This window comes from Micromonospora sp. CNB394 (assembly GCF_000374985.1).
Lineage (GTDB): Bacteria > Actinomycetota > Actinomycetes > Mycobacteriales > Micromonosporaceae > Micromonospora > Micromonospora marina.
In genome coordinates, this window is sequence record NZ_KB895841.1 from 1 (window position 1) to 26,939 (window position 26,939).

A 26,939-nucleotide genomic window follows, 5' to 3' on the forward strand; every position below is an offset into this window, starting at 1 on the left:
GCTAGACGACTGGGTTGATAGGCCGGAAATGTAAGCCCGGTAACGGGTTCAGTTGACCGGTACTAATAGGCCGAGGACTTGACTACCAAGCTGCTACGCGTCCACTGTGCAACTCTGAACAAACTGCCGCCCATGTTGTTGGGTTGGTTGACATGTTCATAGAGTTACGGCGGTCATGGCGGAGGGGAAACGCCCGGTCACATTCCGAACCCGGAAGCTAAGCCCTCCAGCGCCGATGGTACTGCACTCGGGAGGGTGTGGGAGAGTAGGACACCGCCGGACAACCTTTTCATTCAGGGTCACCCCTTCCGGGGTGGCCCTGAATTGCGTTCACCCCCGGAAAACACCACCAGACCGGCCGCCGAGCTGGCCCCCGATGCGGGTAACCAACGGACCGCCCATCTCATTGCCGGCACCGATACCGGCCCGCCGAACCAGGCCGCCACTTCCCCGAAGTGCGGCCATCACCCCGAAACCGGGGCGTGGGAGGGGACAGGGGCCGCCGACACGGCGACGTGGCGGGGGCGGGGCAGGAGCGTGTGTGGGCACCTCGGCGTACTGCCCGATGAGTGGGCGCCGAGGTCGCGGCTCAGCGGCTCTGGACGGACTCGCGGATGTCGCGGAACAGCGCCGCCGCGTCGTCGACCCGGCGGCCCGGGAACATGCCCATGACGACGCTGCCGTGGTCGGCCCACCCGCAGACCGCGAAGTCGCCGCCGTCGCCGCTCGTCGTACCGCACTTCATCACGCCATCCAGGCGGCCCGCGTCCACCTCGCGCAGCCCCGCCACCCGGCCGGTCTCGTCGGCCATCAGGCCGAACAGGGTGTCCAGGTCGCGTTCGGGCTGCCAGAGCAGCGTGGTGCCACCGAACAGCAGCACCGAACGTTTGGCGTCCCCGGACTCGGAGTAGACGGCGCCGTAGCCGCGGTCCAGCTCGATGTCGGCGGCCAGCCCGTCGCGCAGGTAGTCGGCGGTGCTCCGGGCCCGCTCACTGTCGTCCCGCACCAGCCCCGCCACCTCGGCGGGCCGACCGAGAGTGGTGTCCTTCTGCTGGAGCACCCGCCAGCCGCCCAGTCCGAGCGCGCCGGCGCCGGCCAGACCGGCCGCGAGCAGAGCGGCCAGGACGATCTTCCGGCGGCGCGAGACGGGACGGCGTTCGGGCTCCTGCGCGGGATCGCGGCGGCTCAGCTCGATCGGCTCGTCGGTCAGCTCGACCGGATCGGAACCCCCGTCGACCGGGCGCTCGGTGAGATGCGCGTCGGACATGACCGCCACCGTACGCGAATCACAGGTGGTGCACGTCGGGTCCCCGAAAGCGCTCCGTAGACTTTCGCAGGTGACCGAGAGACTGGATGCCCGACGCCCCGACGCCCCGACCCTCGCCGGCCAGTACCAGCCCGGCGAGGTAGAGCAGCGACGGTACGAGCAGTGGGTAGCCGGCGGGCACTTCCGGGCGTCGGCGGACAGCGAGAAGCCGCCGTTCACCATCGTCATCCCGCCGCCGAACGTCACCGGCTCGCTGCACATGGGCCACGCGTTCGAGCACACGCTCATGGACGCGCTCACCCGGCGGAAGAAGATGCAGGGGTACGAGGCGCTCTGGCTGCCGGGCATGGACCACGCCGGCATCGCCACCCAGAACCTGGTCGAGCGGCAGCTCGCCGGTGAGGGGCTGTCCCGGCACGACCTCGGGCGGGAGAAGTTCGTCGAGCGGGTCTGGCAGTGGAAGGCCGAGTCCGGCGGCGCGATCCTCGGCCAGATGCGCCGGCTGGGCGACGCGGTCGACTGGGACCGCGAGCGCTTCACCATGGACGAGGGCCTGTCCCGGGCCGTGCAGACCATGTTCAAGAAGCTCTTCGACGACGGGCTCATCTACCGGGCCAACCGGATCATCAACTGGTGCCCCCGCTGCCTCACCGCGCTGTCCGACATCGAGGTGGAGCACACCGACGACGAGGGTGAGCTGGTCTCGATCCGCTACGGCGACGAGGTCGTGGTGGCGACCACCCGGGCGGAGACCATGCTCGGCGACACCGCGGTGGCGGTGCACCCGGACGACGAGCGCTACCGGCACCTGATCGGCACCGAGGTGGAGCTGCCGCTCACCGACCGGCGGATCCCGATCGTCGCCGACGAGCACGTCGACCCGAGCTTCGGCACCGGCATGGTCAAGGTGACCCCGGCGCACGACCCGAACGACTTCGAGATCGGCCAGCGGCACGACCTGCCGTCGCTGACGATCATGGACGAGCGCGGTGTCATCACCGCGCCCGGCCCGTTCCAGGGCCTGGACCGGTACGAGGCCCGCCCGGCGATCGTCGCCGCGCTGCGCGAGCAGGGCCGGATCGTGGCCGAGAAGCGGCCGTACCTGCACGCGGTGGGGCACTGCTCGCGGTGCAAGACGACCGTCGAGCCGCGGCTGTCGTTGCAGTGGTTCGTCAACACCGCGCCGCTCGCGAAGGCCGCCGGCGACGCGGTGCGCGACGGCCGGGTGACGATCGAGCCCTCCGAGCTGGCCAAGCGCTACTTCGCCTGGGTCGACAACATGCACGACTGGTGTATCTCCCGCCAGCTCTGGTGGGGCCACCGCATCCCCGTCTGGTACGGCCCGGACGGCGAGATCGTCTGCGTCGGCCCGGACGAGGAGCCGCCGTCCGGCGCGGGCTGGCGGCAGGACGAGGACGTCCTGGACACCTGGTTCTCCAGCGGCCTGTGGCCCTTCTCCACGCTCGGCTGGCCGGAGCGCACCCCGGATCTGGCGAAGTTCTACCCGACCAGCGTGCTGGTCACCGGCTACGACATCCTGTTCTTCTGGGTCGCCCGGATGATGATGTTCGGCCTGTACGCGATGGACGGCGTGCAGCCGTTCGACGTGGTGGCGCTGCACGGCATGGTCCGCGACGAGCACGGCAAGAAGATGTCGAAGTCGTTCGGCAACGTGGTGGACCCGCTGGACTGGATCGACCGGTTCGGCGCCGACGCGACCCGGTTCACGCTGGCCCGGGGCGCCAACCCCGGCCAGGACGTGCCGGTCAGCGAGGAGTGGTGCCAGGGCTCCCGCAACTTCTGCAACAAGCTCTGGAACGCCACCCGGTTCGCGTTGCTCAACGGCGCGCACACCGACGGCCCGCTGCCGGACGCCGGTGCCCTCTCCACCGTCGACAGGTGGATCCTGTCCCGGCTGTCGCACGTCACCGCCGAGGTCGACGAGCAGTTCGAGGCGTACGAGTTCGCGAAGGTCTGCGATCTGCTCTACCACTTCGCGTGGGACGACGTCTGCGACTGGTACGTGGAGCTGAGCAAGCCGGTCCTGGCCGAGGGCGGCCCGGCCGCCGACGCCACCCGCCGGGTGCTCGGGCACGTGCTGGACCAGCTCCTGCGGCTGCTGCACCCGGTCATCCCGTTCGTCACCGACGAGCTGTGGGCCGCGCTCAGCGGCGGCGAGACCGTGCTGGCCGCGTCCTGGCCGGTCGCCGACCGTACCCTGATCGACGACGCCGCGGAGGGCGAGGTCGGCACCCTGCAGCGGGTGGTGACCGAGGTCCGCCGGTTCCGGTCGGACCAGGGGCTGCGGCCCACCCAGCGGGTCGCCGCGCGGCTCGACGGCCTGGCCGGCGCGGGCATCGCGGCGCATGAGCCGCTGGTCCGCTCGCTGGCCCGGCTGGACGTGCCGGGCGACGAGTTCCAGGCGAGCGCCACGCTGGCCATGCCCGGTGAGGTGAGCGTCGCGCTCGACACCCGCGGTTCGATCGACGTGGCCGCCGAGCGCGCCCGGCTCACCAAGGACCGGGCGGCCGCCGAGAAGGAAGCCACCCAGGCGCGGGCGAAGCTGGACAATCCGGCGTTCGTCGGCAAGGCGCCCGAGCCGGTGGTGGCGAAGATCCGCGAACGGCTGGCGGTGGCCGAGGCGGATCTGGTCCGGATCGACGCCGCCCTGGAGGCGCTTCCCTCATGAGCGAACGCACCGACCGCACGGCGTTCGCCGAGGTGGAGGCCGCGCTCAACGCGCGCGGCTTCACCCGGATGCACTTCGAGCTGGAGAAGATCGAGACCCTGCTCGACCTGCTGGGCAGCCCGCAGCGGGCGTACCCGTCGATCCACCTGACCGGCACCAACGGCAAGACCTCGACGGCCCGGATGATCGACTCGCTGCTGCGGGCGTTCGGGCTGCACACCGGCCGCTACACCAGCCCGCACCTGGAGACCGTCCGGGAGCGGATCAGCCTGGACGGCGAGCCGGTGAGCGAGGAGCGGTTCGTGTCCACGTACCGCGAGATCGCGCCGCTGGCCGAGCTGGTCGACCAGCGGTTCGCCGAGCCGCTGACGTACTTCGACATGACCACGGCGCTGGCGTTCGCCACGTTCGCCGACGCCCCGGTCGACGTGGCGGTGGTGGAGGTCGGGCTCGGCGGCGCGGAGGACGCGACGAACGTCCTCCAGGCCGGCGTCGCCGTGATCACCCCGATCGGGCTGGACCACACCGAGTGGCTCGGCGACACGATCGAGGACATCGCCCTGCACAAGGCGGGCATCATCCACGCCGGCGCCACGGTGATCGCAGCGGCGCAGGAGGAGGAGGCAGCCCGCCCGATCCTGGAACGATGCGCCGAGGTCAACGCCACCGTCGCGCGCGAGGGCGCCGAGTTCGGCGTGCTGCGCCGCGCGGTCGCGGTCGGCGGCCAGGTGCTGACCATCCAGGGCCTGGGCGGGGTGTACGAGGAGATCTTCATCCCGCTGCACGGGGCGCACCAGGCGCAGAACGCGGCGGTGGCGCTGGCCGCCGTGGAGGCGTTCCTCGGCGCCGGGGCCCGGCGGCAGCTCGACATCGAGGCGGTCCGTGAGGGCTTCGCCGCGACCAGTTCGCCGGGCCGGCTGGAGCGGGTGCGTACCGCACCGACGGTGCTGCTCGACGGCGCGCACAACCCGCACGGGATGGCCGCGACGGTCGCCGCCGTGCAGGAGGAGTTCGCGTTCAGCAAGCTCGTCGGCGTGCTGGCGGTACTCGGCGACAAGGACGCGGCGAGCCTGCTCGAACTGCTCGAACCGGTGCTCGACTCGATCGTGGTGGCGGAGAACAGCTCGGCTCGGGCGATGCCGGTGGACGAACTGGCCGCGCTGGCGCGGGAGATCTTCGGGCCGGAGCGGGTGCAGGTGACCCGGAAGATGCCCGACGCCATCGAGGCGGCGGTGGCGGAGGCCGAGTCGGACGTGCCGGGCGAGCTGGCCGGGGTGGGCGTGCTGATCACGGGATCGGTGGTGACAGTGGCCGACGCCCGCCGGCTGCTCAAGCGATGACCGGCCCGCAGCAGCGCCCGGCCGGCCCGTACGAGCCAGCGGGTCCGGAGCGGCCGGGCGGCGCCGAGCGGCCGGGCGGCGCCGCGTCGGAGGGCCACACGCCGGCCGGTGTGCGGCGGTCCGGGCTGCGGAACCCGGACAAGGCAGTACGCGGCCTCGGCGCCGGCACGATGGCGCTGGAGGCGCTGGTGCTGCTGCTGGCCATCCAGCCGATCCGGGTGGTCGGCGGTGACCTGAGCGGCGCGGCGATCGGCGCGATCGTCGCGCTGGCGGTCGCCTGCGTGGTGCTCGCCGGCATGATGGGCCGCCCGTGGGCGTGGCACGCCGGCACCGTCCTCCAGGGCCTGCTGCTGCTCTCCGGGTTGCTGCACTGGTCGCTGTTCGCGCTCGGTGTGATGTTCGCGCTGGTGTGGGCGTACGCGCTGCACGTGCGGCGGGTCATCCTCGGCTGAGCGCCGTCGCGCGGCTGCGCGTGTTAAGAAGGGCCCCTTCCTCTACCTGAGGCGTTAAGAGGGGGCCCTTCCTTACACCTCGGCGAGGGTGCGCCACTGGGTGAGCGCGACGCCGTGGCCGTCGGGGTCGCGGAAGGCTGCCGCCCACACCTCCAGCTTGGTGCCCCGGTTGACCACACGCGGCGCGTACGTGAACCGGACGCCGGAGTCGCGCAGCCGCTCGTACGCCCCCTGGATGTCGTCCACCTCCAGATTGACGTGCACCAGGCGGCGGCTGATCGGGGCGGCGCCGGTCACCCGGCGCAGCACCAGCCGGGTCGGCCCGGAGGAGAGCACGGCGTTGCCCTCGCCCCGGTCCAGCTCGTCGAAGCCGAGTTCCCGGTAGAAGTCGAGGGACCGGTCCAGGTCGGTGACGAGCAGCGTGATGCCGACGCCGCTGATCGGGCTGGCCGGCTCGTCCGGCTCGACCGCGTCGGACGGCCCGAAGATCGCCTCGTCCAGCTCCTCGGCGGTCGGCGCGTCGGAGCGCCGCGGAGCGTCCGGCGGGTCGTCCAGCGGCACGTCGATCGGGTCGGGCACGGTGTCGGCCGGCCCGGCGTTCGTCGGGATCGTGTCGGCCGGCCCGGGGTCGGTGAGCACCGTCTCGACCGGCACCGTGTCGGCCGGCTCCTCGACCGGCGAGCGGGGGGCCGGGGCGCGGCGGGGGAGCGCGCCGGGGCCGGCCGTGCGTTCGGCCCGTTCGACGAGTTGCCCCTCCAGCACCACCGGGCCGCCGGGGCTCCGGTGCAGCACCACCGGCTCGCGGTCCTCGGCCCGGGCCGGGACGTCGTCCAGGTACGGGTCCGGCGCGGGCGGGTAGTCGTCGCGGAAGTCGTCCTCCGGCGCGCGCCCGGCCCACGGCGGCGCCTCCTGCGCGATCAGTGGTTCGTCCAGCGGGTCCGGCTCGGCGGCGTACTCGGGCGGCAGGTCGGCGACCGCGGCGGTGCTCTCCGCGTGCGTGGGCACCTCGTCCCAGAGCACCCGGACGTGTCGCTGGTCGTCCAGCGCCACCCGGACCGGCAGCGCCTGGCCCAGCGAGGGCCACTTGGCGACCGGCACCCGCGGCTCGATGATCTTCTTGGAGCGGGGTGGCAGCCCCGGCGCGTCGATGACCAGTTGCAGCTCGCAGCGGCCGAACGCGTACTGGGTGGGCGGTTCGGACGCGCTGTGCACGTGCCCCAGGCCGATCACCCAGGCGCGGCCGCCGCCGCGTACCGTGGCCAGGGCGATCGCCAGCACCAGTAGCGCGACGCCGAGCGCCACGATGGCCCAGCTGGTCATGCCGAGCCCGAACACGGTCACGAAGGTGGCGACGGTGCCCAGCACCGCCCCGATCAGTTTGCGTACCGGCGCGATCGTGTGGTTCCCGCCATTCGCCACAGTGGACCTCCCAGGGGTTCCAGGGCCAGGCTAGGCCGCCGCGGCGGGCCAGGGAAGACGCAGCCGCCGCGCCGGCGCCGGGACCGGGTCGCTACGCTGACCGTACCCAGCCGAACCCCGTTTGAGTGCGCAGGAGGAACCCAGCGTGTCCAGCAGCAGCCCGGACGAGCGGTCGCTCGTACTGATCAAGCCCGACGCGGTGCGCCGCGGTCTGGTGGGCGAGATCCTGTCCCGTTTCGAGCGCAAGGGCCTGCGGATCGACGCGATGGTGAGCCGGACCATGGACGGCGGCTTCGCCGACCAGCACTACGCCGAGCACGTCGACAAGCCGTTCTACCCGCCGCTGAAGACGTTCATGACCAGCGGCCCGCTGGTGGCGCTGGTGCTCTCCGGCGACCAGGTGATCGAGGTGGTGCGCGCGATGATCGGCAGCACCGACGGCCGCAAGGCCGCCGCCGGCACCATCCGCGGTGACCTGTCGCTGTCGAACCGGGAGAACCTGGTGCACGCCTCCGATTCGGCGGACAGTGCCAAGCGCGAGATCGCGCTCTGGTTCCCCGAGCTGGCCTGAGCGGTTTCCGGCGGCGGCCCCGGGCCGCCGCCGGCCCGTCAGGTCAGGGCGTCGGCGCGGGTGGCAGCGCGCCGAGCTCGCGCACGATCCGCTCCGCCAGGGCCGCCGCCCGGGTACGCGCCTGCCCGGTGACCGCCTTCCGGTCACCGGGACGGGCCGGGCGGGCAGCGCGTCACCGGCGACTGTAGAGGAACCGGGCGACGCCCGGGGTGCACTACCCGGTGGGCGGCTGCGTCTGGCAGGTCACCGCGATCCGGTTCCACACGTTGATGGTGGCGATCGCCGTCACCAGGTCCGCCAGTTCCCTCTCCGACCACACCTTCACCGCGGCGTCCCAGACGTCGTCCGGCACGCCGTGCTCGCCGAGCCGGGTCACCGCGTCGGTGAGGGCCAGCGCGGCCCGCTCCCGCTCGTCGAAGAACGGTGCCTCGCGCCACGCCGCGACCGCGAACAGTCGGCGGCTGTCCTCGCCGGCCGCCAGCGCCTCGCGGCTGTGCATGTCCACGCAGAACGCGCAGCCGTTGCGCATCGACGCCCGGAGCTTCACCAGCTCCAGCACGGTGTGGTCCACGTTCGCCCGGACGTACTTCTCCAGGCCCAGCACGGCCTGGAACGCCTCGGGCGCCACCGCCGCCATGTCCATCCGGCTCATCGCCGCCTCCTTGAGGTTCGGGTACGCGGACAGGACGGGACACGGCGGGCGCGGTGTGACGGCGCGGCGGTGTGACGGTGGTCATGACCGGGGTCGACAGCAGTCGTTGGGGTGCCGGTCACCTCTGTCGGAGTCGCCGGTCACCTGGGGCCGGTAGACCGGGGCCGGTGACACTGCCGACACCGGGAGGACCCATGACGCACATCGATCGACGTACCCTGCTCCGTGCCGGCCTGGTCGCCGGTGGAGTCGCCGGCGGCGCGCTGCTCGGTGCGCCCGGCGCGCCCGCCGCGCCCGGCCTGCGGGCCGGGGGCCGGCCGCTGCTCACCCACGGCGTGCAGAGCGGCGACGTGACCGCCGACTCGGCGCTGGTCTGGACCCGCGCGGACCGGCCCGGCCGGATGCTGGTCGAGGTGAGCCGCCGGCCGGACCTGCGCGGCGCGCGGCTGGTGCGCGGCCCGGTGGTCGACCCCACCGGCGACTTCACCGGCAAGGTCCGGCTGCGCGGCCTGCCCGCGGGGGAGCGGCTGCACTACCGGGTACGGGTGGAGAGCCTGGACCGGCACGGCCTGTGCAGCGAGCCGCTGACCGGCTCGTTCGCCACCGCCCCCGGCCGGCACCAGCGGCGTGACGTGCGGTTCGTGTGGACCGGCGACATCGTCGGGCAGGGCTGGGGGATCAGCCCCGACTTCGACGGCCTGGCGATCTTCCGGGCCATGCGGGAGCGCCGGCCGGACTTCTTCCTGTGCAGCGGCGACACCGTGTACGCCGACGGACCGCTGGCCGAGAGCGTGGTCCTGCCCGACGGCCGCACCTGGCGCAACCTGGTGACGCCGGAGAAGAGCAAGGTGGCCGAGACGCTCGCCGAGTACCGGGGGCAGTTCGCGTACAACCTGCTCGACACCCACCTGCGGGCGTTCGCCGCCCAGGTGCCGCAGATCAACCAGTGGGACGACCACGAGGTGGTGAACAACTGGTACCCGGGGGAGATCCTGACCGACGACAGGTACGGCGAGAAGCGCGTGGACGTGCTCGCCGCCCGGGCCCGGCAGGCGTTCCACGAGTGGCTGCCGGTGTCGACGGGCGGGCCGATGTACCGCAGGCTGTCGTACGGGCCGCTGCTGGACGTGTTCGTGCTGGACATGCGCACCTACAAGGACCCGAACGACGGCAACACGTACGCCGACCGTGACCGCGGCCTGCTCGGCCGGGCGCAGCGGGAGTGGCTGATCCGGGAACTGCGCGCGTCCCGCGCCACCTGGAAGGTGATCGCCAACGACCTGCCGATCGGGGTGGTGGTGCCCGACGCTGCGGGCGCGCAGGAGGGCGTCGCGCAGGGCGACGACGGCGCGCCGGCCGGCCGGGAGCTGGAGTTCGCCGAGGTGCTGCGCGCGTCGCACCGGGCCGGGGTGACCGGGCTGGTGTTCCTCACCGCCGATGTGCACTACACCGCCGCCCACCACTACGACCCGGCGCGTGCGGCGGTGCGGGACTTCAGCCCGTTCTGGGAGTTCGTCTCCGGCCCGGCGCACGCGGGGGCGTTCGGCCCGAACGCGCTCGACGGCACGTTCGGCCCGAAGGCGGTCTTCGTGCACGCCCCGCCGCGGGCCAACACCTCCCCGGCCGAGGGCTTCCAGCACTTCGGCGAGGTGACCATCGACGGCGCGTCGCGGGCGCTCACGGTCCACCTGCGCGACCGCACCGGCGTCTCCCTCTGGACCACCACCCTCCCGGCCCCCACCTCCCGCCGTTGACCCGCCCGGGGTCGATGGGAGAGGAGATAGTCGGAGGCGCGGCGGGTGGGAGGTCGAGTACGCTTGCGGGGCACAGGCGACGACCCGGCCATCACCGGCGAGCCTCCGGAAGAACAGCCGGGTCACCGGCCCAGTAGAACCGGACGGGACGGCCCGTCACAGCCGGCCAACGAGCGGGCGGTCGCACCTCGGCCGCCAAGCGGGGTGGTACCGCGGGCCACGCCCGGGGCGCCGGTCACGGCGCACCGGAGTCGGCTCGTCCTCGCAGACCACAGACGAGTGAGCTGCTGAGGGAGAGCGACAGGCGATGGCCTATCCGTTGCACGACCCGACCGGCGCCGGCGTCCCGGCGAGCCCGGACCTGCCCGCGGTCGAGCGCCGGGTGCTGGAGCACTGGACGGCCGACAAGACCTTCGAGGCGTCGGTGGAGGCCCGCGACGCCGGCCGGAACGGCGAGAACGAGTACGTCTTCTACGACGGCCCGCCGTTCGCCAACGGCCTGCCGCACTACGGCCACCTGTTCACCGGCTACGTCAAGGACGTGGTGCCGCGCTACCAGACCATGCGCGGGCGGCACGTCGAGCGCCGGTTCGGCTGGGACTGCCACGGCCTGCCCGCCGAGGTGGTCGCCGAGAAGCAGCTCGGCATCACCACCAAGGCGGAGATCCTCGACCTCGGCGTGGCCCGGTTCAACGACGCCTGCCGCACGTCGGTGCTGGAGTTCACCCACGACTGGGAGCGGTACGTCACCCGGCAGGCGCGCTGGGTCGACTTCGCCAACGACTACAAGACGCTCGACCTGGACTACATGGAAAGCGTCATGTGGGCCTTCAAGACCCTGCACGACAAGGGTCTGGTCTACGAGGGCTTCCGGGTGCTCGCGTACTGCTGGCGGTGCGAGACGCCGCTGTCGAACACCGAGACCCGGATGGACGACGTCTACCGGGACCGGCACGACCCGACGCTCACCGTCTGGTTCGAGCTGACCGCCGACGAGAACGCGCCGGAGCCGCTGCGCGGGCCGGTCAAGCTCGGCGTCTGGACGACCACGCCGTGGACGCTGCCGTCGAACCTGGCGCTCGCCGTCGGCCCCGACATCGAGTACGCGCTGCTCGAGCGTGACGGCGAGCGCTACGTGGTCGGCGCCGCGCGCCTCGGCGCGTACGCCAAGGAGCTGGAGGGGTACGAGCAGGTCGGCACCGTGTACGGCCGCGACCTGGCCGGACGCCGCTACACGCCGCTCTACGACTTCCTGGTCGAGCCGGCCGGTCCGAACGCCTACCAGGTGCTCGGCGCGGACTTCGTCACCACGGAGGACGGCACCGGGATCGTCCATCTGGCGCCCGCCTTCGGTGAGGACGACCAGAACACCTGCAACGCCGCCGGCATCCCCACCGTCGTGACGGTGGACGACCACACCCGGTTCACCGCGCTGGTCCCGCCGTACCAGGGCGAGCAGGTCTTCGACGTGAACAAGCCGGTGATCCGGGAACTGAAGGAGCGGGGTGTGGTGCTGCGGCAGGACACCTACACCCACTCGTACCCGCACTGCTGGCGCTGCGACACCCCGCTGGTCTACAAGGCGGTGTCGTCGTGGTTCGTCGCGGTGAGCAGGTTCAAGGACCGGATGGTCGAGCTGAACCAGCAGATCAACTGGACGCCCGGCCACATCAAGGACGGCTCGTTCGGCAAGTGGCTGGCGAACGCCCGGGACTGGTCGATCAGCCGGAACCGGTTCTGGGGCTCGCCGATCCCGGTCTGGCGCTCCGACGACCCGAACCACCCGCGGGTGGACGTGTACGGCTCGCTGGCCGACATCGAGCGTGACTTCGGCGTACGCCTGACCGACCTGCACCGGCCGGCGGTGGACGACCTGGTCCGCCCCAACCCGGACGACCCGACGGGCAAGTCGATGATGCGCCGGGTGCCGGAGGTGCTGGACTGCTGGTTCGAGTCCGGCTCGATGCCGTTCGCCCAGGTGCACTACCCGTTCTCCAACCGCGAGTGGTTCGAGCACCACTACCCGGGTGACTTCATCGTCGAGTACATCGGGCAGACCCGCGGCTGGTTCTACACCATGCACGTGCTGGCCACCGCGCTGTTCGACCGGCCGGCGTTCCGCAACTGCCTGAGCCACGGAATCCTGCTCGGCTCGGACGGGCGCAAGATGTCCAAGAGCCTGCGCAACTACCCGGACGTCTACCACGTGTTCGACTCGTACGGGTCGGACGCGATGCGGTGGATGCTGATGTCGTCGCCGGTGCTGCGCGGCGGCGACATGGCGGTCACCGAGTCGGGCATCCGGGACGCGGTGCGCCAGGTGCTGCTGCCGCTGTGGAACGTCTGGTACTTCTTCTCGCTCTACGCCAACGCCGACGGCCACACCGCGCGTCGTCGTACCGACTCGGCGAACGTGCTCGACCGCTACGTGCTGGCGAAGACGAACGAGCTGGTCGCGACCGTCGGCGCGCAGATGGACGCGTACGACATCTCCGGCGCGTGCGCCACCGTGCGGTCCTACCTGGACGCGCTGACGAACTGGTACGTGCGCCGGTCCCGGGACCGGTTCTGGGCCGGCGACGCGGACGCGTTCGACACGTTGTGGACCGTGCTGGAGACGCTGTGCCGGGTGGTGGCGCCGCTGGCGCCGCTGACCGCCGAGGAGATCTGGCGCGGGTTGACCGGCGAGCGGTCGGTCCACCTGACCGACTGGCCGTCCGCGGAGGAGTTCCCGGCCGACCACGAGTTGGTCTCCGCGATGGACAACGTCCGGGCGGTCGCCTCGGCGGCCCTGTCGCTGCGCAAGGCCAAGGGCCTGCGGGTGCGGCTGCCGCTGGCGAAGCTCACCGTGGCGTCGCCCGTCGCCGCCCAGCTGCGGCCCTTCGCCGCCCTGGTCGCCGACGAGGTGAACGTGAAGGAGGTCGTGCTCACCGGCGAGGTGTCCGCGTACTGCCAGCAGGTGCTCACAGTGGTGCCGCGGGCGCTCGGCCCGCGCGTCGGCAAGGCCGTCCAGCAGGTGATCAAGGCGGTCAAGGCGGGGGAGTGGGAGCTGCGCGACGGCGCCCCGGTCGCCGCCGGGGTCACGCTCGCCGAGGGCGAGTACGAGCTGCGCCTGGTCGCCGCCGACGCCGAACACTCCGCGCCGCTTCCGGGCGGTGAGGGAGTGGTCGTGCTGGACACCGGGGTCACGCCGGAACTCGCGGCCGAAGGGCTGGCCCGGGACGTGGTCCGGGTCGTGCAGCAGGCCCGCCGTGAGGCCGGGCTGGACGTCTCCGACCGGATCACGGTGGCCGTCTCCGCGTCCGAGGAGGTGCGCGCGGCCGTCGCCGCGTACACCGAGTTCGTGGCGCGGGAGGTGCTCGCCGACAGCGTCGACTTCGCCGAGGGCCTCGACGGCTTCGACGGCGAGGCCGGCGAGGGCGAGCGCGTGACCGTGGCGGTCCGCAAGGTGTGATGTGAGGCGGGGGCCCTTCTCGACGCCTCAGGTAGAGGAAGGGCCCCCGCTCAACGCCCGCACCCAGCCAGTGGACTGCGGGCCACCCGCTCGGTGGCGGACGGCCGCGTCGGCTACCGTGACAGCGCCTGTTTCACGTACGACCGCCGGAGGACCCGTGCCCCTGCTCTACACCATCGGCAAGCTCACCGTGGCGCCCGCGCTCCGGTTGGCCTTCCGTCCGCACGTGGAGGGTTTGGAGCACATCCCGGCGGCCGGCGGCGCGATCTTCGCCAGCAACCATCTCTCGGTCGCCGACGAGCTGCTCCTCGGCACCGTGGTGCCCCGGCACCTGGCGTTCTGGGCCAAGTCGGAGTACTTCACGGGTGCCGGGCTCAAGGGCGGCTTCTCCAAGTTCGTCCTCACCGGCCTGGGCGCGATCCCGGTCGAGCGGGCCGGGGGCCGGGCCGCGCTCACCGCGTTCGACGCGGCGATCCCGGTGCTCAAGGCCGGTGACCTGGTCGCCGTCTACCCGGAGGGCACCCGCTCGCCGGACGGGCGGCTCTACCGTGGGCGTACCGGCACGGTCCGGCTGGCCATCGCCGCCGGTGTGCCGATCATCCCGGTCGGCGTGACCGGCACCGACAAGGCCCAGCCCATCGGTACGCGGATCCCGCGGCCGGGTCGCGCCAAGATCACTATGAAGTTCGGCAAGCCGCTGGACTTCACCGGCCGTCCCGACGACCGCACGTCGCTGCGGGCGATGACCGACGAGATGATGGCCGAGATCCAGAAGCTCAGCGGCCAGGAGTACGTCCCGCGCTACGCCCCGAAGCGCGCCGACCAGACCGGCGGCGACCAGGCCGCCTGAGCGGTCAGGACTTCGGCACCACCACGCGCTGGCGCAGGTCGTCGAGCAGCCGCCCGCTGTCGTCCACCGACAGCCGGGTGAACACGCCGGTGGTGAGGCTGCCGTGGTCGGCCGAGACGCAGACCACCACCGAGTCGCCGTCGGCCCGGCCGACGGCGCAGCGCTCGTAGCGTCCCCGTACGCCGGTGTCCACTGCCACCGACTCCTTCAGGGCGTAGTCCCCGGCGAGGCGGTCGATCTCCGACTTGGCGTCCGACTCCGGACTGAACCGCAGGCCGGTGCTGCCGAACAACGTCACCCGCTTGCCGTCGTTCGTGGTGTAGATGCCGGCGAACGTGTCCTCGGCGAGCAGGTTCGACTCGCGTACCTGGGATTTCAGCTCCTCGGCGGTGGCCCGGCTGCTCTCGTCCTGGCGCAGCCGCATCGAGTCGATCCGGTCCGGGAGGGTGGCGCTGGCCGGGTACTGGCTGGAGACCGGCTGGATCCACCAGAGCGGGACGCCGCAGCAGCAGGCCACGGAGAGCAGCAGCATCCAGGGCCAGCGGCGCCGGCGCCGGGTCCGCTTGGGCGGCTGCTGCCAGCCCGGTGGCGGCGCGGCAGGTGGCCCGGCCTTGCCCCGGCGCTGCTTCGGCGGCCGTCCGGGCTTCACCGGCGGCGCGACGGGCGGCGGCGCGACGGGCCGGGCGGCCGGCGCACCCGGGTGGTGCGGCGGCGACACCGGGCGGGCCGGTCCGGGGTAGGGCGGGTGGTGCGGCGGCGACACCGGCCGGGCCGGTCCGGCGTACGGCGCGTCGGGCGGCGACACCGGGCGGGCGGCGGGCGGCGCGGCATGGGCCGGTGGCGCCGGCTGCGGGGTGGGGTGTGCCGGTGGGTTCGGGTGAGCCGCCGGTGGCGCCGGGTGGGCCGGGTGAGGGTCGCCCGGCGTGGTCCAGGGCGCGGTGTAGGGCATCGTCGGCGTCAGCGGCGGCAGTTCGGGAGCGTGCAGCTCCCAGCCGGTGGTGTCCACCCCGGCCCACGGGTCGACCGGCGTGGCGTGTTCCGGCGACGCGAGCGGCGGCACGGGCGTGGGCTCGGCCGACTCGCCCCAGGCGGGCCGGCGTGCCGGCGGTGGCGGGACGGCGGCGGAACCGCTCCAGCGGGGCGTGGGCGCCTCGACCCGGGTCGGGTCGGGCGTGCTTTCCTCGCGGGTGCGATCCGGGGCGTCGTCGACCCGGGTGGGATCCGGGGTGGGCTGGGGCGACTGCGGCGCGAGGTCGATGCGCGTCGGATCCGGCCGGCGCCCCGTGCGCGGGGTCGGGACGGGTGTGGTGCGGCCGGGAACCGCTGCCGAACCCCGAGCCGGGGTGACCGGCCCGGCCGGCGTTGCGGCGTCGGCGGTCGGCGCCTCGGAATCGTCGCCGGGGACGTCGGCCGCGCCGGCCGGCGGGTGCGGGCTCGCGTCGCCGGGCGCGGCGGTGCCGGCCGGTTCCGCCGGAGTCCCCGGCCCGGCGGATTGCTCCCGCCGCGTCAGGTCAGCCTGCCCCGCCGCGTCGGCGGCCTGGTCCTGCCGCGTCGGGTCAGCCTGTTCCGCTGGCCGGGCGGCTTCGTCCTGTCGCGCCGGCTCGTCGGGCGGCGAGGCGTGCACCTGATCGTCGGACGGCCGGTCGCCGGGCTCGGTGTGGTGCGGCTGCTCGTCGGACACGACGGCCGCCGGCCGGCCGCGGGGCGTACCGTCGTGCGGTCCGCCGTCGGCGGCGTCGGACGGCTGGTCGGCCGCCGTTGCGCCGGGGGACCGGTCGTCGGCGGTCTCCGGAGTGTCGGACGGCGACGCCGGAGCCGAGGCGCCGGTGGCGTCCTCGGTGTCGACGGCGGTCGCCGGCTCGGTGACGGACGGCATCTCGGCCCCGTCGGCCGGCCGGTCCGCCCCCGGCTGCGGCTGCGGCATCGCGGCTATCTCCTCTCGCGCCCGTTGCGAGGTTAGTACCGTCCCGCCACCCGGGACGAATCCCGCCCCGGTGTCCGGCCCCACTCCGGTGATCAAGGAGTTCGGGTCCGGCGGGAGCGCCGGACGGCACACGAACTCCTTGATCAACGCGACGGACACGGGCGCGGGCGCGGGCGAAGGCGGGGGCACCGCGTACGCTTGGGCATCATGAGTGCCCCGTCCACGACCCCCCGTCCCGCCGCCGCCAACTCCGTCTGGCCCCGGCTGGAGCCGTTGCTGCCGCAGGTGACCAAGCCCATCCAGTACGTGGGTGGAGAGCTGGGAGCGGTGGTCAAGGACTGGGACGCCGCGACCGTCCGGTGGGCGCTGATGTATCCGGACGCGTACGAGGTGGGCCTGCCCAACCAGGGCGTGCAGATCCTGTACGAGGTGCTCAACGAGCTGCCCGACGTGCTCGCCGAGCGGACGTACGCGGTCTGGCCCGACCTGGAGAAGCTGATGCGCGCCCACAGCGTGCCGCAGTTCACCGTCGACGCCCACCGCCCGGTCCGCGACTTCGACGTGTTCGGCGTCTCGTTCTCCACCGAGCTGGGCTACACCAATCTGCTCACCGCGATCGACCTCGCCGGCATCCCGCTGCTCGCCGCCGACCGCACCGACGCCGACCCGGTGATCGTGGCCGGTGGGCACGCCGCGTTCAACCCGGAGCCGATCGCCGACTTCGTCGACGCCGCGGTGCTCGGCGACGGCGAGGAGGCGGTGCTGGAGATCACCGCCATCGTCCGCGAATGGAAGGCCGAGGGTTCCCCGGGCGGCCGGGACGAGCTGCTGCTGCGGCTGGCCCGCACCGAGAGCGTCTACGTGCCGCGCTTCTACGACGTCGACTACCTGCCGGACGGCCGGATCCAGCGGGTCGTGCCGAACCGCCCGGACGTGCCGTTCCGGGTGCACAAGCGCACGACGATGGACCTGGACGCCTGGCCGTACCCGAAGAAGCCCCTGGTCCCGCTCGCCGAGACGGTCCACGAGCGGTACGCGGTGGAGATCTTCCGGGGCTGCACCCGTGGCTGCCGCTTCTGCCAGGCCGGCATGATCACCCGCCCGGTGCGGGAGCGTTCCATCACCACTGTCGGCCAGATGGTGCAGCAGGGGCTGGAGTTCTCCGGCTTCCACGAGGTCGGCCTGCTGTCGCTGTCGTCGGCCGACCACTCGGAGATCGGCGACATGTGTTCCGGCCTGGCCGAGCAGTACGCGGGCACTAACGTCTCGCTGTCGCTGCCGTCGACCCGGGTGGACGCGTTCAACATCGACCTGGCCCAGGAGCTGTCCCGCAACGGACGCCGGACCGGTCTGACCTTCGCCCCGGAGGGCGGGTCGGAGCGGATCCGCAAGGTGATCAACAAGATGGTGTCGAAGGAAGACCTCATCCGCACCGTGGTCACCGCGTACTCAAACGGCTGGCGGCAGGTGAAGCTCTACTTCATGTGCGGCCTGCCCACCGAGACCGACTCCGACGTCCTGGAGATCGCCGACATGGCGCACGAGGTGATCCGGGCCGGCCGCGCCGCGACCGGGTCCAAAGATATCCGCTGCACGGTCTCCATCGGCGGGTTCGTGCCGAAGCCGCACACCCCGTTCCAGTGGGCCTCGATGGAGCGGCCGGAGGTCATCGACGCCCGGCTCAAGCTGCTCAAGCAGGCGATCAACAGCGACCGGTCGCTGGGCCGGGCGATCGGCTTCCGCTACCACGACGGCGAGCCGTCGCTGATCGAGGGCCTGCTGTCCCGGGGGGACCGCCGGGTCGGCGCGGTGATCCGCAAGGTCTGGGAGAGCGGCGGCCGGTTCGACGGCTGGAGCGAGCACTTCTCGTACCAGCGGTGGGTGGACGCCGCCGCCGAGGTGCTGCCGGCGTACGGCGTGGACCTCGACTGGTACACCACCCGGCAGCGCGAGGAGCTGGAGGTCCTGCCCTGGGACCACCTCGACTCCGGCCTGGACAAGGACTGGCTCTGGCAGGACTGGCAGGACTCGCTGTCGGAGTACGAGCAGGACGACTGCCGCTGGACCCCCTGCTTCGACTGCGGTGTCTGCCCGGCCATGGACACCGAGATCCAGATCGGCCCGACCGGCCGCAAGCTGCTGCCGCTGACCCCGGTCAACGGACTGAAGCTGCCCGCCGCCGCTCAGGGCTGAGGCCGCCCGCACCCACCGGAGCGCGGGAACCCGATCGGGTTCCCGCGCTCCGTCGTCTTCCCCCGGTGACCGCCGCGGTACGCGGGGTGGGGTGCCCCGACTGGTTCTTCCTCGATACGCTGCGTCCGTAGTGGACCGGCCGGGGCCGGCAGCGGGGAGGACAGTCAGGATGGGCATCAATCCGCCGGACACCGGCGATCTGCACGTCAGCGTCGAGGACCTGGATGCGGCGGCCGAATACATCGAGCGCCTCAAGCAGTACGTCGAGGACACCATCTCATGGGAGATGGAGCGCATCAAGGAGCGGATGAAGGGCGACAGCGGCAACGCGCAGACGGTGCCCAACGGCACGCCGTTCGGCGCGTACGAGGACGCCCGGATGCAGTGGCAGGCGCTGACCACGTCGACGGCCAGCATGGAGGCTCACCTGAAGGCCATCTCCCTGAAGCTGGCCGGCCTGAAGCAGGGCACACAGGACATCGCCAAGGCGTTCCGCGACGCCGAGGCCCGCAACGCGGCCAACGGTAGGGACATCGAGCGGCTGCTGGAGTCCGCGGCCCCGCCGCCGGACGCCGGGCAGCAGCCCACCTACCCGTACACGGCCTGAGGGGGAGACGGTCATGGCAGCAGGCACCTGGGAGCGCTGCGTCCGTGAGGTGACGCTCTCGGCGGACCCGGAAACCGTCGGATCGGTCGGCGCGGGCTGGGAGAACCTCGCCACCGCGCTCGGCCACCTGCGCGACTCGCTCGTCGGTCGCTCGTTCGTCGGCCCGGTCGCGGCCGGGCAGGAGCGCCCGCACACCGGCGGCCTCCCCGGGATGCTTGCCGGCTGGACGGGCAGCGGCGGCGACGCGTACCGCGAGCACCTCGGCGACATCGGCAAGCAGATCGAGGAACTCGGCACGTACGCCAGCAACGTCAGTGGCGCGCTGACGCGGATCGAGGGTGACATCCGCAAGACGGTGGCGAGCATTCCGATCCCGCTGATGGACAACTTCGGCTGGAACGAGTGGAGCCTGCCCGGCGGCACCGAGCTGGACGACGCGCGCGACGGTGAGAGCCAGTCCGGCTTCCTCGCCGCCCTGCGCAGCGACTACCAGAGCAACCAGGCGCTGTACGCCGACGGCGCGTTCCGCGACAAGGCCGACGACCTCGAAGCCACCATGAAGATCGACGGCAACGCCAGCGACCAGAAGCGCGGCGGCTGGTGGGACACCAAGTCGCACCTCGACAACTGGTACAACGACAACCAGAAGGCGGCCAACGCGGCGATGTCGCCGTTGCCGGCCGCGGTCGAGGCCGAACGCCCCAAGCTGGCCGTACCGATGCCTGAGGGGGGTCTGGACGACGGCTACCGCCCGGACACCCGCGTACCCCCGTCCGGAGTGCCCGGCGGCGGGCTGCCGGGCGGCGGTGGCGGCGGCATCGGCGGTGGCGGTGGCGGTGGCGGGATGCCCTCGCTGGGCAGCACCGGTATCGGCGGCGGTGGTGCCGGCGTGACCGGCGGCGGCTCGTTCACGCCCCCGCCGACCACGGGCGTGCCCGAGCTGGGTGGCGGCGGTCCCGGCGGCGGCTCGTACACCCCGCCGGGCACCGGCGTGCCCGGCGCCGGCGCCCCGGGTTCCGTCAGCCCCGAGTACGGCAGCGGCCTGGCCGGCGCGGGCGGTCCGGGCACGATCACCCCGGGCGGCCCGGGCAGCACCCTCGGCGGTGGTGCCGGACTGAGCACCGGCGGCGCCGGCTTCGGCGGCGGTGGCGGTGGCGCCGGACTGGGTTCCGCGGGCGGCATCGGTGGCGGTGGCCTCGGCGCCGCGGGTGGCATGGGCGTGGGCGCGCTGCCCGGCATGGTCGGCGGCGGCAACGGCAAGGTGCCCCCGCTGACCAGCGCGGCAGGTGCGCTGCGCGCGGCGGCGGGCGCGGGGCCGGGCGGCACGGGCGGCGCGGGCGGTGCGCGTGGCGGCCTGGCCGGCGCGGGCATGATGGGCGGCGGGATGATGGGTGGCCACGGCGGCGCCGGGCATGGCGGCGGTGGTGGCGACCACTCGTCGTGGTTGACTGAGGACGACGATCCGTGGGGCGCCGGTGACGGTGCGTCCCCGGGCATCCTGCGATGAGGACGGACGGATGAGGGTGCACGTCGGCGCGCTCCGGCCGGTGGTGGCCGCGCTGGCGGCCGGGCTGATGGTGCTGGGGGCCGCGCAGCCCGCGGTCGGCGCGCCGCGCCGGTCCGAGCAGTGGTATCTCGACGAGCTGCGGATCGACCGGGCGCATCAGATCTCCACGGGGCGCGGTGTCGTGGTCGGAGTCGTCGACACCGGCGCCGACGCCGACCACCCGGACCTGCGCGGTCAGCTCCTGGCCGGCCGGAGCACCTCCGGCTCCGGCGACGGCCGGCGCGACCCGGACGGTCACGGCACCCACATGGCCGGGATCATCGCTGCGAACGGAGCCGGTGTGACAGGCGTCGCGCCGGACGCCCGGATCCTGCCGATCCGCAAGCCGGCGGCCGAGATCGGCGATCCGGGCCACTCCGCGACCGGAATCCGGATGGCTGTCGACGGCGGCGCGAAGGTGCTCAACCTGTCCTACGGGCACGCCGGAGCCATCGACGAGGGCGAGGAGGCCGCGATCCGGTACGCGCTGGAGCGCGACGTGGTCGTGGTGGCCGCCGCCGGCAACGTCCGCAAACTCGGCCCCGACATCGCCGCGCCCGCCAAGATCCCCGGCGTGATCGCGGTGACCGGCACGACGCGGGGCGGCGGCTTCTGGTCCGGGTCGGCCCAGGGCCCGGAAGCGGTGATCGCCGCGCCCGGGGACGAGGTCTACAACATCGGCCCCGACCGGGGGTACGGCTGGGGCGACGGCACCTCCGACTCCAGCGCCATCGTCGCCGGTGTGGCGGCGCTGATCCGGTCGAAGTTTTCGCGGCTCTCCGCGCCCGACGTGATCAACCGGATCATCCGTACCGCCCGGGACTCCGGCCCGCCCGGCCGCGACCCGCGGTTCGGCTTCGGCCGGATCGACCCGGTGGCGGCGCTCACCGCCGATGTGCCGTCGGTGTCGGCGAACCCGCTGCTCGGAGCCGCGGCGCCGAGCGCGTCCGTGCCGCCGGCTGCCGCCGAGGACGACAACTTCGACGTGACGAAGCACGGCGACCGGGGTGGCCCCACCGACCAGCAGGTCATGGTGATCGGCATCGGCATCGCCGTGGCACTCGTGGTGCTGCTGGCGCTCGTGGTGTTCCTGATCTGGAACCGTCGCCGTCACCGGCGCGAGCTGGCCGAGGCCGGCTCGATCCCGGACGAGGCGCTGGACCGGATGGACGGCGGTGGGCAGGGCCCGCTGGTCCCGGCCGGCTATCCCGCCGCCCCGCCTTCAGGGTACGGCCCGCCCGGCAGCCACCCGTCACCCGGCGTCCACGCCCACCCGGTCACCCCGCCCCACCCGGGCGCCTACCCACCCCCACCCCAGCGGCCCACCCCACCCCACGACACCCGCACCTGACCCACCCGTCGACTCCCGCAGACCCACCCACCACCCGGTCGATCATGAAATTGACGGCGATGTCGATCTCCAATCGCACCGTCAACCTCATGATCGTCCGGCTGCCTGACCCCGCCTCGCCGTGCCCGGTGATCAAGGGGTTTGTGGATCGGGGTGAGGCGGATCCGGACGTCAAGCCCTTGATCATCACGTGAGGGCCCCACCTGAGTGCCTGGAAGGGCTGGGGTTTGGGTGGTTTTGGGGTGGGGTGGGTGGCCCCGGGTGTGGGGCGCGGCGGGTGCTGCGTCAGGATGAGACAGATACGCAGGCACAGCCGAGGAGCTAACGATCGCCAGAAAGCCTCAACCCGAGGGCGGCCAGGCCCCCGTCGTCCAGCGGGTCCGTATCCGGTACGCCAAGCGTGGGCCGCTGCGCTTCACCTCGCACCGCGACTTCGCCCGGGCCTTCGAGCGTGCGCTGCGCCGGGCCGGCGTGCCGATCGCCTTCTCCCAGGGGTTCACCCCGCACCCGAAGATCTCGTACGCCTCGGCCGCCCCGACGGGAGTGGCGAGCGAGGCCGAGTATTTGGAGATCGGGCTCCGTGAGCCGGTCGATCCGGCGGGGCTGCGTGCGGCGCTCGACGCCGCGCTCTCGCCCGGACTCGACGTGCTCGACGCGGTGGAGGCCACCGGCGGCAGCCTGGCGGACCGGATCGAGGCGTCGTACTGGCGGATCGAGCTGCCCGAGGTCGATCCGAAGGTGCTCGCGGAGGCTGTGGCGGCCTTCACCGCCGCCGAGGAGATCCAGGTCGAGCGGATGACCAAGCAGGGGCGGCGTACGTTCGACGCCCGCGCGGCAGTGGTGACGATCGATGCCATGGCTCCGGCTGAGACGCCTTCCGGGGCGGCGGCCGTACCGTGTGCGATACTCGAACTGGTCGTGCGGCAGGTCACCCCGTCCGTTCGGCCCGATGACGTCCTGTCCGGCCTCCGCGCGGTGGCCGCCCTGGAGCCGCCGGTCACCCCGAAGGTGATCCGGCTGGCGCAGGGCACGCTGACCGCGCAGGGCGAGATCGTCGATCCGTTGGAAGCGGATCGCGACGGGGCAACCATCGGAGAGCGCTGACCGTCGGTCAACGCTCTGGCAGGCAGACTTCGGCGGTCGCGCGTTTGCGCGCCCGGCGGAAACACCTTTGCGGCAACCCTGCGTGGCAGCGCTCACCCGCGCCCGGGGCGGCCAGAACTGGAGAACGTCCATGCTCGAGAACGAGCCCGAGGGCGGCGAACGGACCGGCGCAGAGCCGGCCGGGACGACCGCCGACAGCGCGACCACCGCCTCCGGCAGCGCCGCGAGTGCGACCTCTGCCGGCACCGAGGGTGCCGCCTCCGGCACCACCGCGGAAGGCACCACCGCGGAAGGCGGCACCGTCGCGGAGGGTGTCGCCGAGACCAAGCCGCCGGCCCGTAAGCGGGCCAGCCGCCGCAGGGCCGCCCCGCTGAACCAGCCGGAGCAGACCGATGCGCCGGTCGAGGCGTCCACGACGGTCACCGGCAGCGGTGAGTCGCCGCAGGCCGAGGTGCTCGCGCCGGTGGCCGGCGAACTGGACACCGCGCCGAAGACCACCCGGCGGCGTCGCAAGGCGACCCCGGCGAAGGCGGTCGAGGAGCCGGTGGCCGCGGCCGGTGTGGAGGCCGCCTCGGAGGAGGTCGTGCCGCCGGTCAAGGTGACCCGGACCCGTCGTCGCAAGGCCACGCCGCCGGCTGCCGAGAACGTCGCGCCGGAGGAGACCGCCGCCGCGGGGCAGGCGTTCGCGGACGGCGTGATCGACGGACCGGTCTCCGCGCCCGGGGGCGACCTGATCGCCGAGGGACGCGCCGACATCGACGGCGGCGAGGCCGCCGCACCCGGCGAAGCCGCCGCCGCGGAGAGCGCAGGGATCGCGGAGACCGCGGGTGCCGCCGCCGGGACCGCCGCGCAGGCCCCCACCGGCCGGCGCAGGGCCACCACCCGCGGCAACAAGGCCGCCGGCACGGCGAGCACCGCCGGCCCGTCTGGCATCGTCGAGACCACCGGCGCGGACGTCGAGGACGAGGACGCCGAGGCGGTTGCGGACGCGAGCGCCGCGGCTGCGCGTACCGAAGAGGTCAACCTGGCCCGCGGCGGCCCGGCGGACGCGACGGGCGCCGCCGTGCCGCGCGCGGCCGAGGAGCCGGCCGAGACGCCGCCGGCCACGAGCCGCCGGCGTCGGGCCGCGCTCTCCGCGCCGACTGTCCTGTTCATGGCGCCGCAGCCCGACGAGGCGCCGGCCGTCCAGGTGACGTACCCGGCCGCCGAGGAGCCGATCGAGGAAACGGTCGAGACCGGCCGGCGTCGCCGTCGCGGCCGCCGTGAGGTCGAGCCGGTCGAGGTCGAGGCCGAGGCCGAGCCGGAGGCCGCCGAGGAGGAGCCCACCGCCGAGGCCGAGGAGCCTGCCGAGGGGGACGAGGACGACGAGACGGCCGCGGGCCGCCGTCGCCGTCGCCGGGGCCGCCGGGGCCGGGGCCGGGGCAAGGGCGGCGCGGACGAGGCCGACGACGAGGACGTCGAGGAGCCCGCCGCCGCGGCCGAGGCCGCCGAGGGCGAGGCCGAGGAGCCTGCGGAGGACGAGGAGGACGAGGGCGAGGGGATGACCCGCCGCCGTCGCCGTCGTCGCCGCCGGGGCGCCGGGGAGGCGGACACCGCCGCCGAGGACGGCGTGCCGACCGTCGTCAAGATCCGTGAGCCGCGCAAGCCGGTCGACGAGGTGCAGGGCGTCTCCGGCTCGACCCGGCTGGAGGCCAAGCGGCAGCGCCGCCGGGACGGCCGCGAGCAGCGGCGTACGCGGCCGCCGATCCTGAGCGAGTCGGAGTTCCTGGCCCGTCGCGAGGCGGTGGACCGGGTGATGGTGGTCCGCCAGCGCGGCGACCGCACCCAGATCGCCGTGCTCGAGGACGGCGTGCTCGTGGAGCACTACGTCACGCGGAACTCGTCCGGCACCATGGCCGGCAACGTCTACCTGGGCAAGGTCCAGAACGTCCTGCCGAGCATGGAGGCGGCCTTCGTCGACATCGGGCGCGGGCGCAACGCGGTCCTGTACGCCGGCGAGGTCAACTGGGACGCCACCGGCCTGGAGGGCCGGGCCCGCTCGATCGAGCAGGCGCTGCGCTCGGGCGACTCGGTGCTGGTGCAGGTGACCAAGGACCCGATCGGGCACAAGGGCGCGCGGCTGACCAGCCACATCGCGCTCTCCGGCCGGCACCTGGTCTACGTGCCCAACGGCAACGCCTCCGGGATCAGCCGCAAGCTGCCCGACACCGAGCGCAAGCGGCTGCGGGACGTGCTGAAGAAGCTGGTGCCGGACGGCGCCGGGGTGATCGTCCGGACCGCGGCCGAGGGCGCCAGCGAGGACGAGCTGGCGCGTGACGTCAAGCGGCTCCAGGCGCAGTGGGAGGACATCCAGGCCAAGGCGACCGAGGGTGGCGCGCCGGTGCTGCTCTACGAGGAGCCGGACCTGGTCATCCGGGTGGTCCGGGACCTCTTCAACGAGGACTTCCGCGAGCTGGTCATCGAGGGCGAGCCCGCGTACAACCTGGTCGAGTCGTACCTGTCGCACGTGTCGCCGGACCTGGTGGCGCGGCTGCGCCGGCACGCCGGGGTGGCGGACGTGTTCGCCGAGTACCGGATCGACGAGCAGATCCTCAAGGGGCTGGACCGGAAGGTCTTCCTCCCCTCGGGCGGCTCGCTGGTGATCGACCGCACCGAGGCGATGACTGTCGTCGACGTGAACACCGGCAAGTACACCGGCTCCGGGGGCAACCTGGAGGAGACCGTCACCCGCAACAACCTGGAGGCGGCCGAGGAGATCGTGCGCCAGCTCCGGCTGCGTGACCTCGGCGGCATCGTGGTGATCGACTTCATCGACATGGTGCTGGAGTCGAACCGGGAGCTGGTGCTGCGCCGGCTCACCGAGTGCCTCGGCCGGGACCGTACGAAGCACCAGGTCACCGAGATCACCTCACTCGGCCTGGTGCAGATGACCCGCAAGCGCATCGGCGCGGGCCTGCTGGAGGCGTTCAGCGAGACCTGCGAGTGCTGCAAGGGCCGGGGCGTGATCATCCACACCGAGCCGGTGCCGGAGAAGCCGCGCGCCGGGGCGGGGGAGAAGGTCAAGGCGGTCGCCTCGGCGGTCGCCGCGCCGGCCGAGGAGAAGACCGGCCGCCGCCGGGGCCGCAAGGCCGCCGCGGAGAAGCCCGCGGCCGAGGCCGCCGCGCCGGAGCAGCCGGCTGCGCAGGTCGAGCCGCCGGCCGCGCCGGTCATGCCGGAGCGGACCGTCGCCGAGGTGGTCGAGAACGACGACGACTACTACGACACCCAGGGCTACGACCTGTCCCGGTTCGAGACGGACACGCCCGCCGCCCCGGCGGTCGCGGACAGCCAGGAGGGCAAGTCGGCCCGGCTGGCCGCCGCCGACGACCCGGACGCGATCGGTGACGGGGACAACGACGACGACAGCGGCGCTCCGCGCCGGCGGGCACGCCGCGGCGGCGCCCGGCGGCGTACCCGGCCGTGAGGTCTTGACGCGCTGACCTGCGCGAACCGGGCCCTCGCCCCGCCTCTTCCCGGCGGAGCGGGGGCCCTGTCGTGCCCGCCGATCCGGGCGCAGAGGCACCGACCGGCAGCCCGGTTTGGGGGGCGGGGCGGGTATGGCGTACGCTTGCCTGCGGCGCACTTTTGGTGGGCCGAGTTCCCGCGTGCCCGCGCTGCCGGTGTCACGGCTCCCGGCGAGACGCCGTGGGAACGACCGCGAACGGTGTGACAGCCGACAGCGGTGGAATAGACGCCAGTAGCCTCAACGACAGGGAGTCCGCCTCCG

General features: G+C 73.2%; 18 protein-coding genes and 2 rRNA genes. 16 read left to right on the plus strand and 4 right to left on the minus strand.

The features are described 5' to 3' along the window. Window positions 1-86 (plus strand): 23S ribosomal RNA (locus C569_RS0118525); the annotation flags it as partial. A 79-nt stretch (window positions 87-165) separates the two neighbouring features. Further along, window positions 166-282 (plus strand): 5S ribosomal RNA (rrf, locus tag C569_RS0118530). A gap of 307 nt (window positions 283-589) precedes the next feature. Here the strand turns inward: rrf and C569_RS0118535 are convergent. Next, complete coding sequence (locus tag C569_RS0118535) at window positions 590-1,267, minus strand: hypothetical protein (protein ID WP_026268328.1); 678 nt, start codon at window positions 1,265-1,267, stop codon at window positions 590-592. 70 nt (window positions 1,268-1,337) lie between these two features. Between C569_RS0118535 and C569_RS0118540 the strand changes: the two genes are divergently transcribed. Genes C569_RS0118540 through C569_RS30565 form a run of 3 tightly spaced genes read left to right on the plus strand, consistent with a single transcriptional unit; the run spans window position 1,338 to window position 5,748 of the window. After that, a complete protein-coding gene (locus tag C569_RS0118540) occupies window positions 1,338-3,956 on the plus strand; it encodes a valine--tRNA ligase (protein ID WP_018787275.1) in 2,619 nt (872 codons plus the stop codon). Next, complete coding sequence (locus C569_RS0118545) at window positions 3,953-5,296, plus strand: folylpolyglutamate synthase/dihydrofolate synthase family protein (RefSeq protein ID WP_018787276.1); 1,344 nt, start codon at window positions 3,953-3,955, stop codon at window positions 5,294-5,296. The genes C569_RS0118540 and C569_RS0118545 overlap by 4 nt, the downstream gene beginning before the upstream one ends. Then, a complete protein-coding gene (locus C569_RS30565) occupies window positions 5,293-5,748 on the plus strand; it encodes a DUF4233 domain-containing protein (protein ID WP_018787277.1) in 456 nt (151 codons plus the stop codon). The genes C569_RS0118545 and C569_RS30565 overlap by 4 nt, the downstream gene beginning before the upstream one ends. Window positions 5,749-5,820: 72 nt before the next feature. Here C569_RS30565 and C569_RS0118555 read toward each other — a convergent pair whose 3' ends face one another. Beyond that, complete coding sequence (locus tag C569_RS0118555) at window positions 5,821-7,167, minus strand: glyoxalase/bleomycin resistance/dioxygenase family protein (protein WP_018787278.1); 1,347 nt, start codon at window positions 7,165-7,167, stop codon at window positions 5,821-5,823. Window positions 7,168-7,312: 145 nt separating this feature from the next. Between C569_RS0118555 and ndk the strand changes: the two genes are divergently transcribed. After that, window positions 7,313-7,738: a nucleoside-diphosphate kinase gene (ndk, locus tag C569_RS0118560; protein ID WP_018787279.1), complete on the plus strand. Its 426-nt coding sequence runs from the start codon at window positions 7,313-7,315 to the stop codon at window positions 7,736-7,738. A gap of 214 nt (window positions 7,739-7,952) precedes the next feature. On the opposite strand, the gene C569_RS0118565 is transcribed toward ndk, so the two are convergent. Further along, window positions 7,953-8,390, minus strand: coding sequence for a carboxymuconolactone decarboxylase family protein (locus C569_RS0118565; protein WP_026268329.1), 438 nt, complete (start codon window positions 8,388-8,390; stop codon window positions 7,953-7,955). A 194-nt stretch (window positions 8,391-8,584) separates the two neighbouring features. Here C569_RS0118565 and C569_RS0118570 point away from each other — a divergent pair, with 194 nt between their 5' ends. The 3 genes from C569_RS0118570 to C569_RS0118580 all read left to right on the plus strand — a co-directional run bounded on the left by C569_RS0118570 (window position 8,585) and on the right by C569_RS0118580 (window position 14,448). Next, window positions 8,585-10,144 carry an alkaline phosphatase gene (locus C569_RS0118570; RefSeq protein ID WP_018787281.1) on the plus strand — a complete coding sequence of 520 codons (1,560 nt, stop codon included), beginning with the start codon at window positions 8,585-8,587 and terminating at the stop codon, window positions 10,142-10,144. A 307-nt stretch (window positions 10,145-10,451) separates the two neighbouring features. Further along, complete coding sequence (gene ileS / locus C569_RS0118575) at window positions 10,452-13,598, plus strand: isoleucine--tRNA ligase (RefSeq protein ID WP_018787282.1); 3,147 nt, start codon at window positions 10,452-10,454, stop codon at window positions 13,596-13,598. A gap of 157 nt (window positions 13,599-13,755) precedes the next feature. Further along, window positions 13,756-14,448, plus strand: coding sequence for a 1-acyl-sn-glycerol-3-phosphate acyltransferase (locus C569_RS0118580; RefSeq protein ID WP_018787283.1), 693 nt, complete (start codon window positions 13,756-13,758; stop codon window positions 14,446-14,448). A gap of 4 nt (window positions 14,449-14,452) precedes the next feature. On the opposite strand, the gene C569_RS30570 is transcribed toward C569_RS0118580, so the two are convergent. Further along, window positions 14,453-16,372, minus strand: coding sequence for a hypothetical protein (locus C569_RS30570; RefSeq protein ID WP_036346241.1), 1,920 nt, complete (start codon window positions 16,370-16,372; stop codon window positions 14,453-14,455). 207 nt (window positions 16,373-16,579) lie between these two features. Between C569_RS30570 and C569_RS0118590 the strand changes: the two genes are divergently transcribed. The 7 genes from C569_RS0118590 to C569_RS0118620 all read left to right on the plus strand — a co-directional run bounded on the left by C569_RS0118590 (window position 16,580) and on the right by C569_RS0118620 (window position 26,636). After that, window positions 16,580-18,565 carry a TIGR03960 family B12-binding radical SAM protein gene (locus C569_RS0118590; protein ID WP_026268331.1) on the plus strand — a complete coding sequence of 662 codons (1,986 nt, stop codon included), beginning with the start codon at window positions 16,580-16,582 and terminating at the stop codon, window positions 18,563-18,565. A gap of 169 nt (window positions 18,566-18,734) precedes the next feature. After that, window positions 18,735-19,172, plus strand: a complete 438-nt coding sequence (locus C569_RS0118595; protein ID WP_018787285.1) for a hypothetical protein — start codon at window positions 18,735-18,737, stop codon at window positions 19,170-19,172. Between the two features lie 13 nt (window positions 19,173-19,185). After that, a complete protein-coding gene (locus tag C569_RS0118600; protein WP_026268332.1) occupies window positions 19,186-20,679 on the plus strand; it encodes a hypothetical protein in 1,494 nt (497 codons plus the stop codon). A gap of 10 nt (window positions 20,680-20,689) precedes the next feature. Then, complete coding sequence (mycP, locus tag C569_RS30575) at window positions 20,690-22,069, plus strand: type VII secretion-associated serine protease mycosin (protein ID WP_081635973.1); 1,380 nt, start codon at window positions 20,690-20,692, stop codon at window positions 22,067-22,069. 59 nt (window positions 22,070-22,128) lie between these two features. After that, on the plus strand, window positions 22,129-22,263 hold the full coding sequence (locus tag C569_RS34770) for a hypothetical protein (protein ID WP_018787286.1): 135 nt from the start codon (window positions 22,129-22,131) through the stop codon (window positions 22,261-22,263). 190 nt (window positions 22,264-22,453) lie between these two features. Continuing rightward, complete coding sequence (locus tag C569_RS0118615; RefSeq protein ID WP_081635974.1) at window positions 22,454-23,173, plus strand: TIGR03936 family radical SAM-associated protein; 720 nt, start codon at window positions 22,454-22,456, stop codon at window positions 23,171-23,173. 130 nt (window positions 23,174-23,303) lie between these two features. Continuing rightward, window positions 23,304-26,636 (plus strand): Rne/Rng family ribonuclease, encoded by a 3,333-nt coding sequence (locus C569_RS0118620; RefSeq protein WP_018787288.1) that lies wholly within the window; start codon window positions 23,304-23,306, stop codon window positions 26,634-26,636. Window positions 26,637-26,939: the final 303 nt, after the last annotated feature.

Coding starts and splice junctions, on each gene's coding strand:
- C569_RS0118545 (WP_018787276.1), top strand. CDS start 3,953: ATGAGCGAACGCACCGACCGCACGGCGTTCGCCGAGGTGGAGGCCGCG.
- C569_RS0118565 (WP_026268329.1), bottom strand. CDS start 8,390: ATGAGCCGGATGGACATGGCGGCGGTGGCGCCCGAGGCGTTCCAGGCC.
- C569_RS34770 (WP_018787286.1), top strand. CDS start 22,129: ATGTCGATCTCCAATCGCACCGTCAACCTCATGATCGTCCGGCTGCCT.
- C569_RS30570 (WP_036346241.1), bottom strand. CDS start 16,372: ATGCCGCAGCCGCAGCCGGGGGCGGACCGGCCGGCCGACGGGGCCGAG.
- C569_RS0118570 (WP_018787281.1), top strand. CDS start 8,585: ATGACGCACATCGATCGACGTACCCTGCTCCGTGCCGGCCTGGTCGCC.
- mycP (WP_081635973.1), top strand. CDS start 20,690: ATGAGGGTGCACGTCGGCGCGCTCCGGCCGGTGGTGGCCGCGCTGGCG.
- C569_RS0118590 (WP_026268331.1), top strand. CDS start 16,580: ATGAGTGCCCCGTCCACGACCCCCCGTCCCGCCGCCGCCAACTCCGTC.
- ileS (WP_018787282.1), top strand. CDS start 10,452: ATGGCCTATCCGTTGCACGACCCGACCGGCGCCGGCGTCCCGGCGAGC.
- C569_RS0118595 (WP_018787285.1), top strand. CDS start 18,735: ATGGGCATCAATCCGCCGGACACCGGCGATCTGCACGTCAGCGTCGAG.
- C569_RS0118600 (WP_026268332.1), top strand. CDS start 19,186: ATGGCAGCAGGCACCTGGGAGCGCTGCGTCCGTGAGGTGACGCTCTCG.
- C569_RS0118620 (WP_018787288.1), top strand. CDS start 23,304: ATGCTCGAGAACGAGCCCGAGGGCGGCGAACGGACCGGCGCAGAGCCG.
- C569_RS0118535 (WP_026268328.1), bottom strand. CDS start 1,267: ATGTCCGACGCGCATCTCACCGAGCGCCCGGTCGACGGGGGTTCCGAT.
- C569_RS30565 (WP_018787277.1), top strand. CDS start 5,293: ATGACCGGCCCGCAGCAGCGCCCGGCCGGCCCGTACGAGCCAGCGGGT.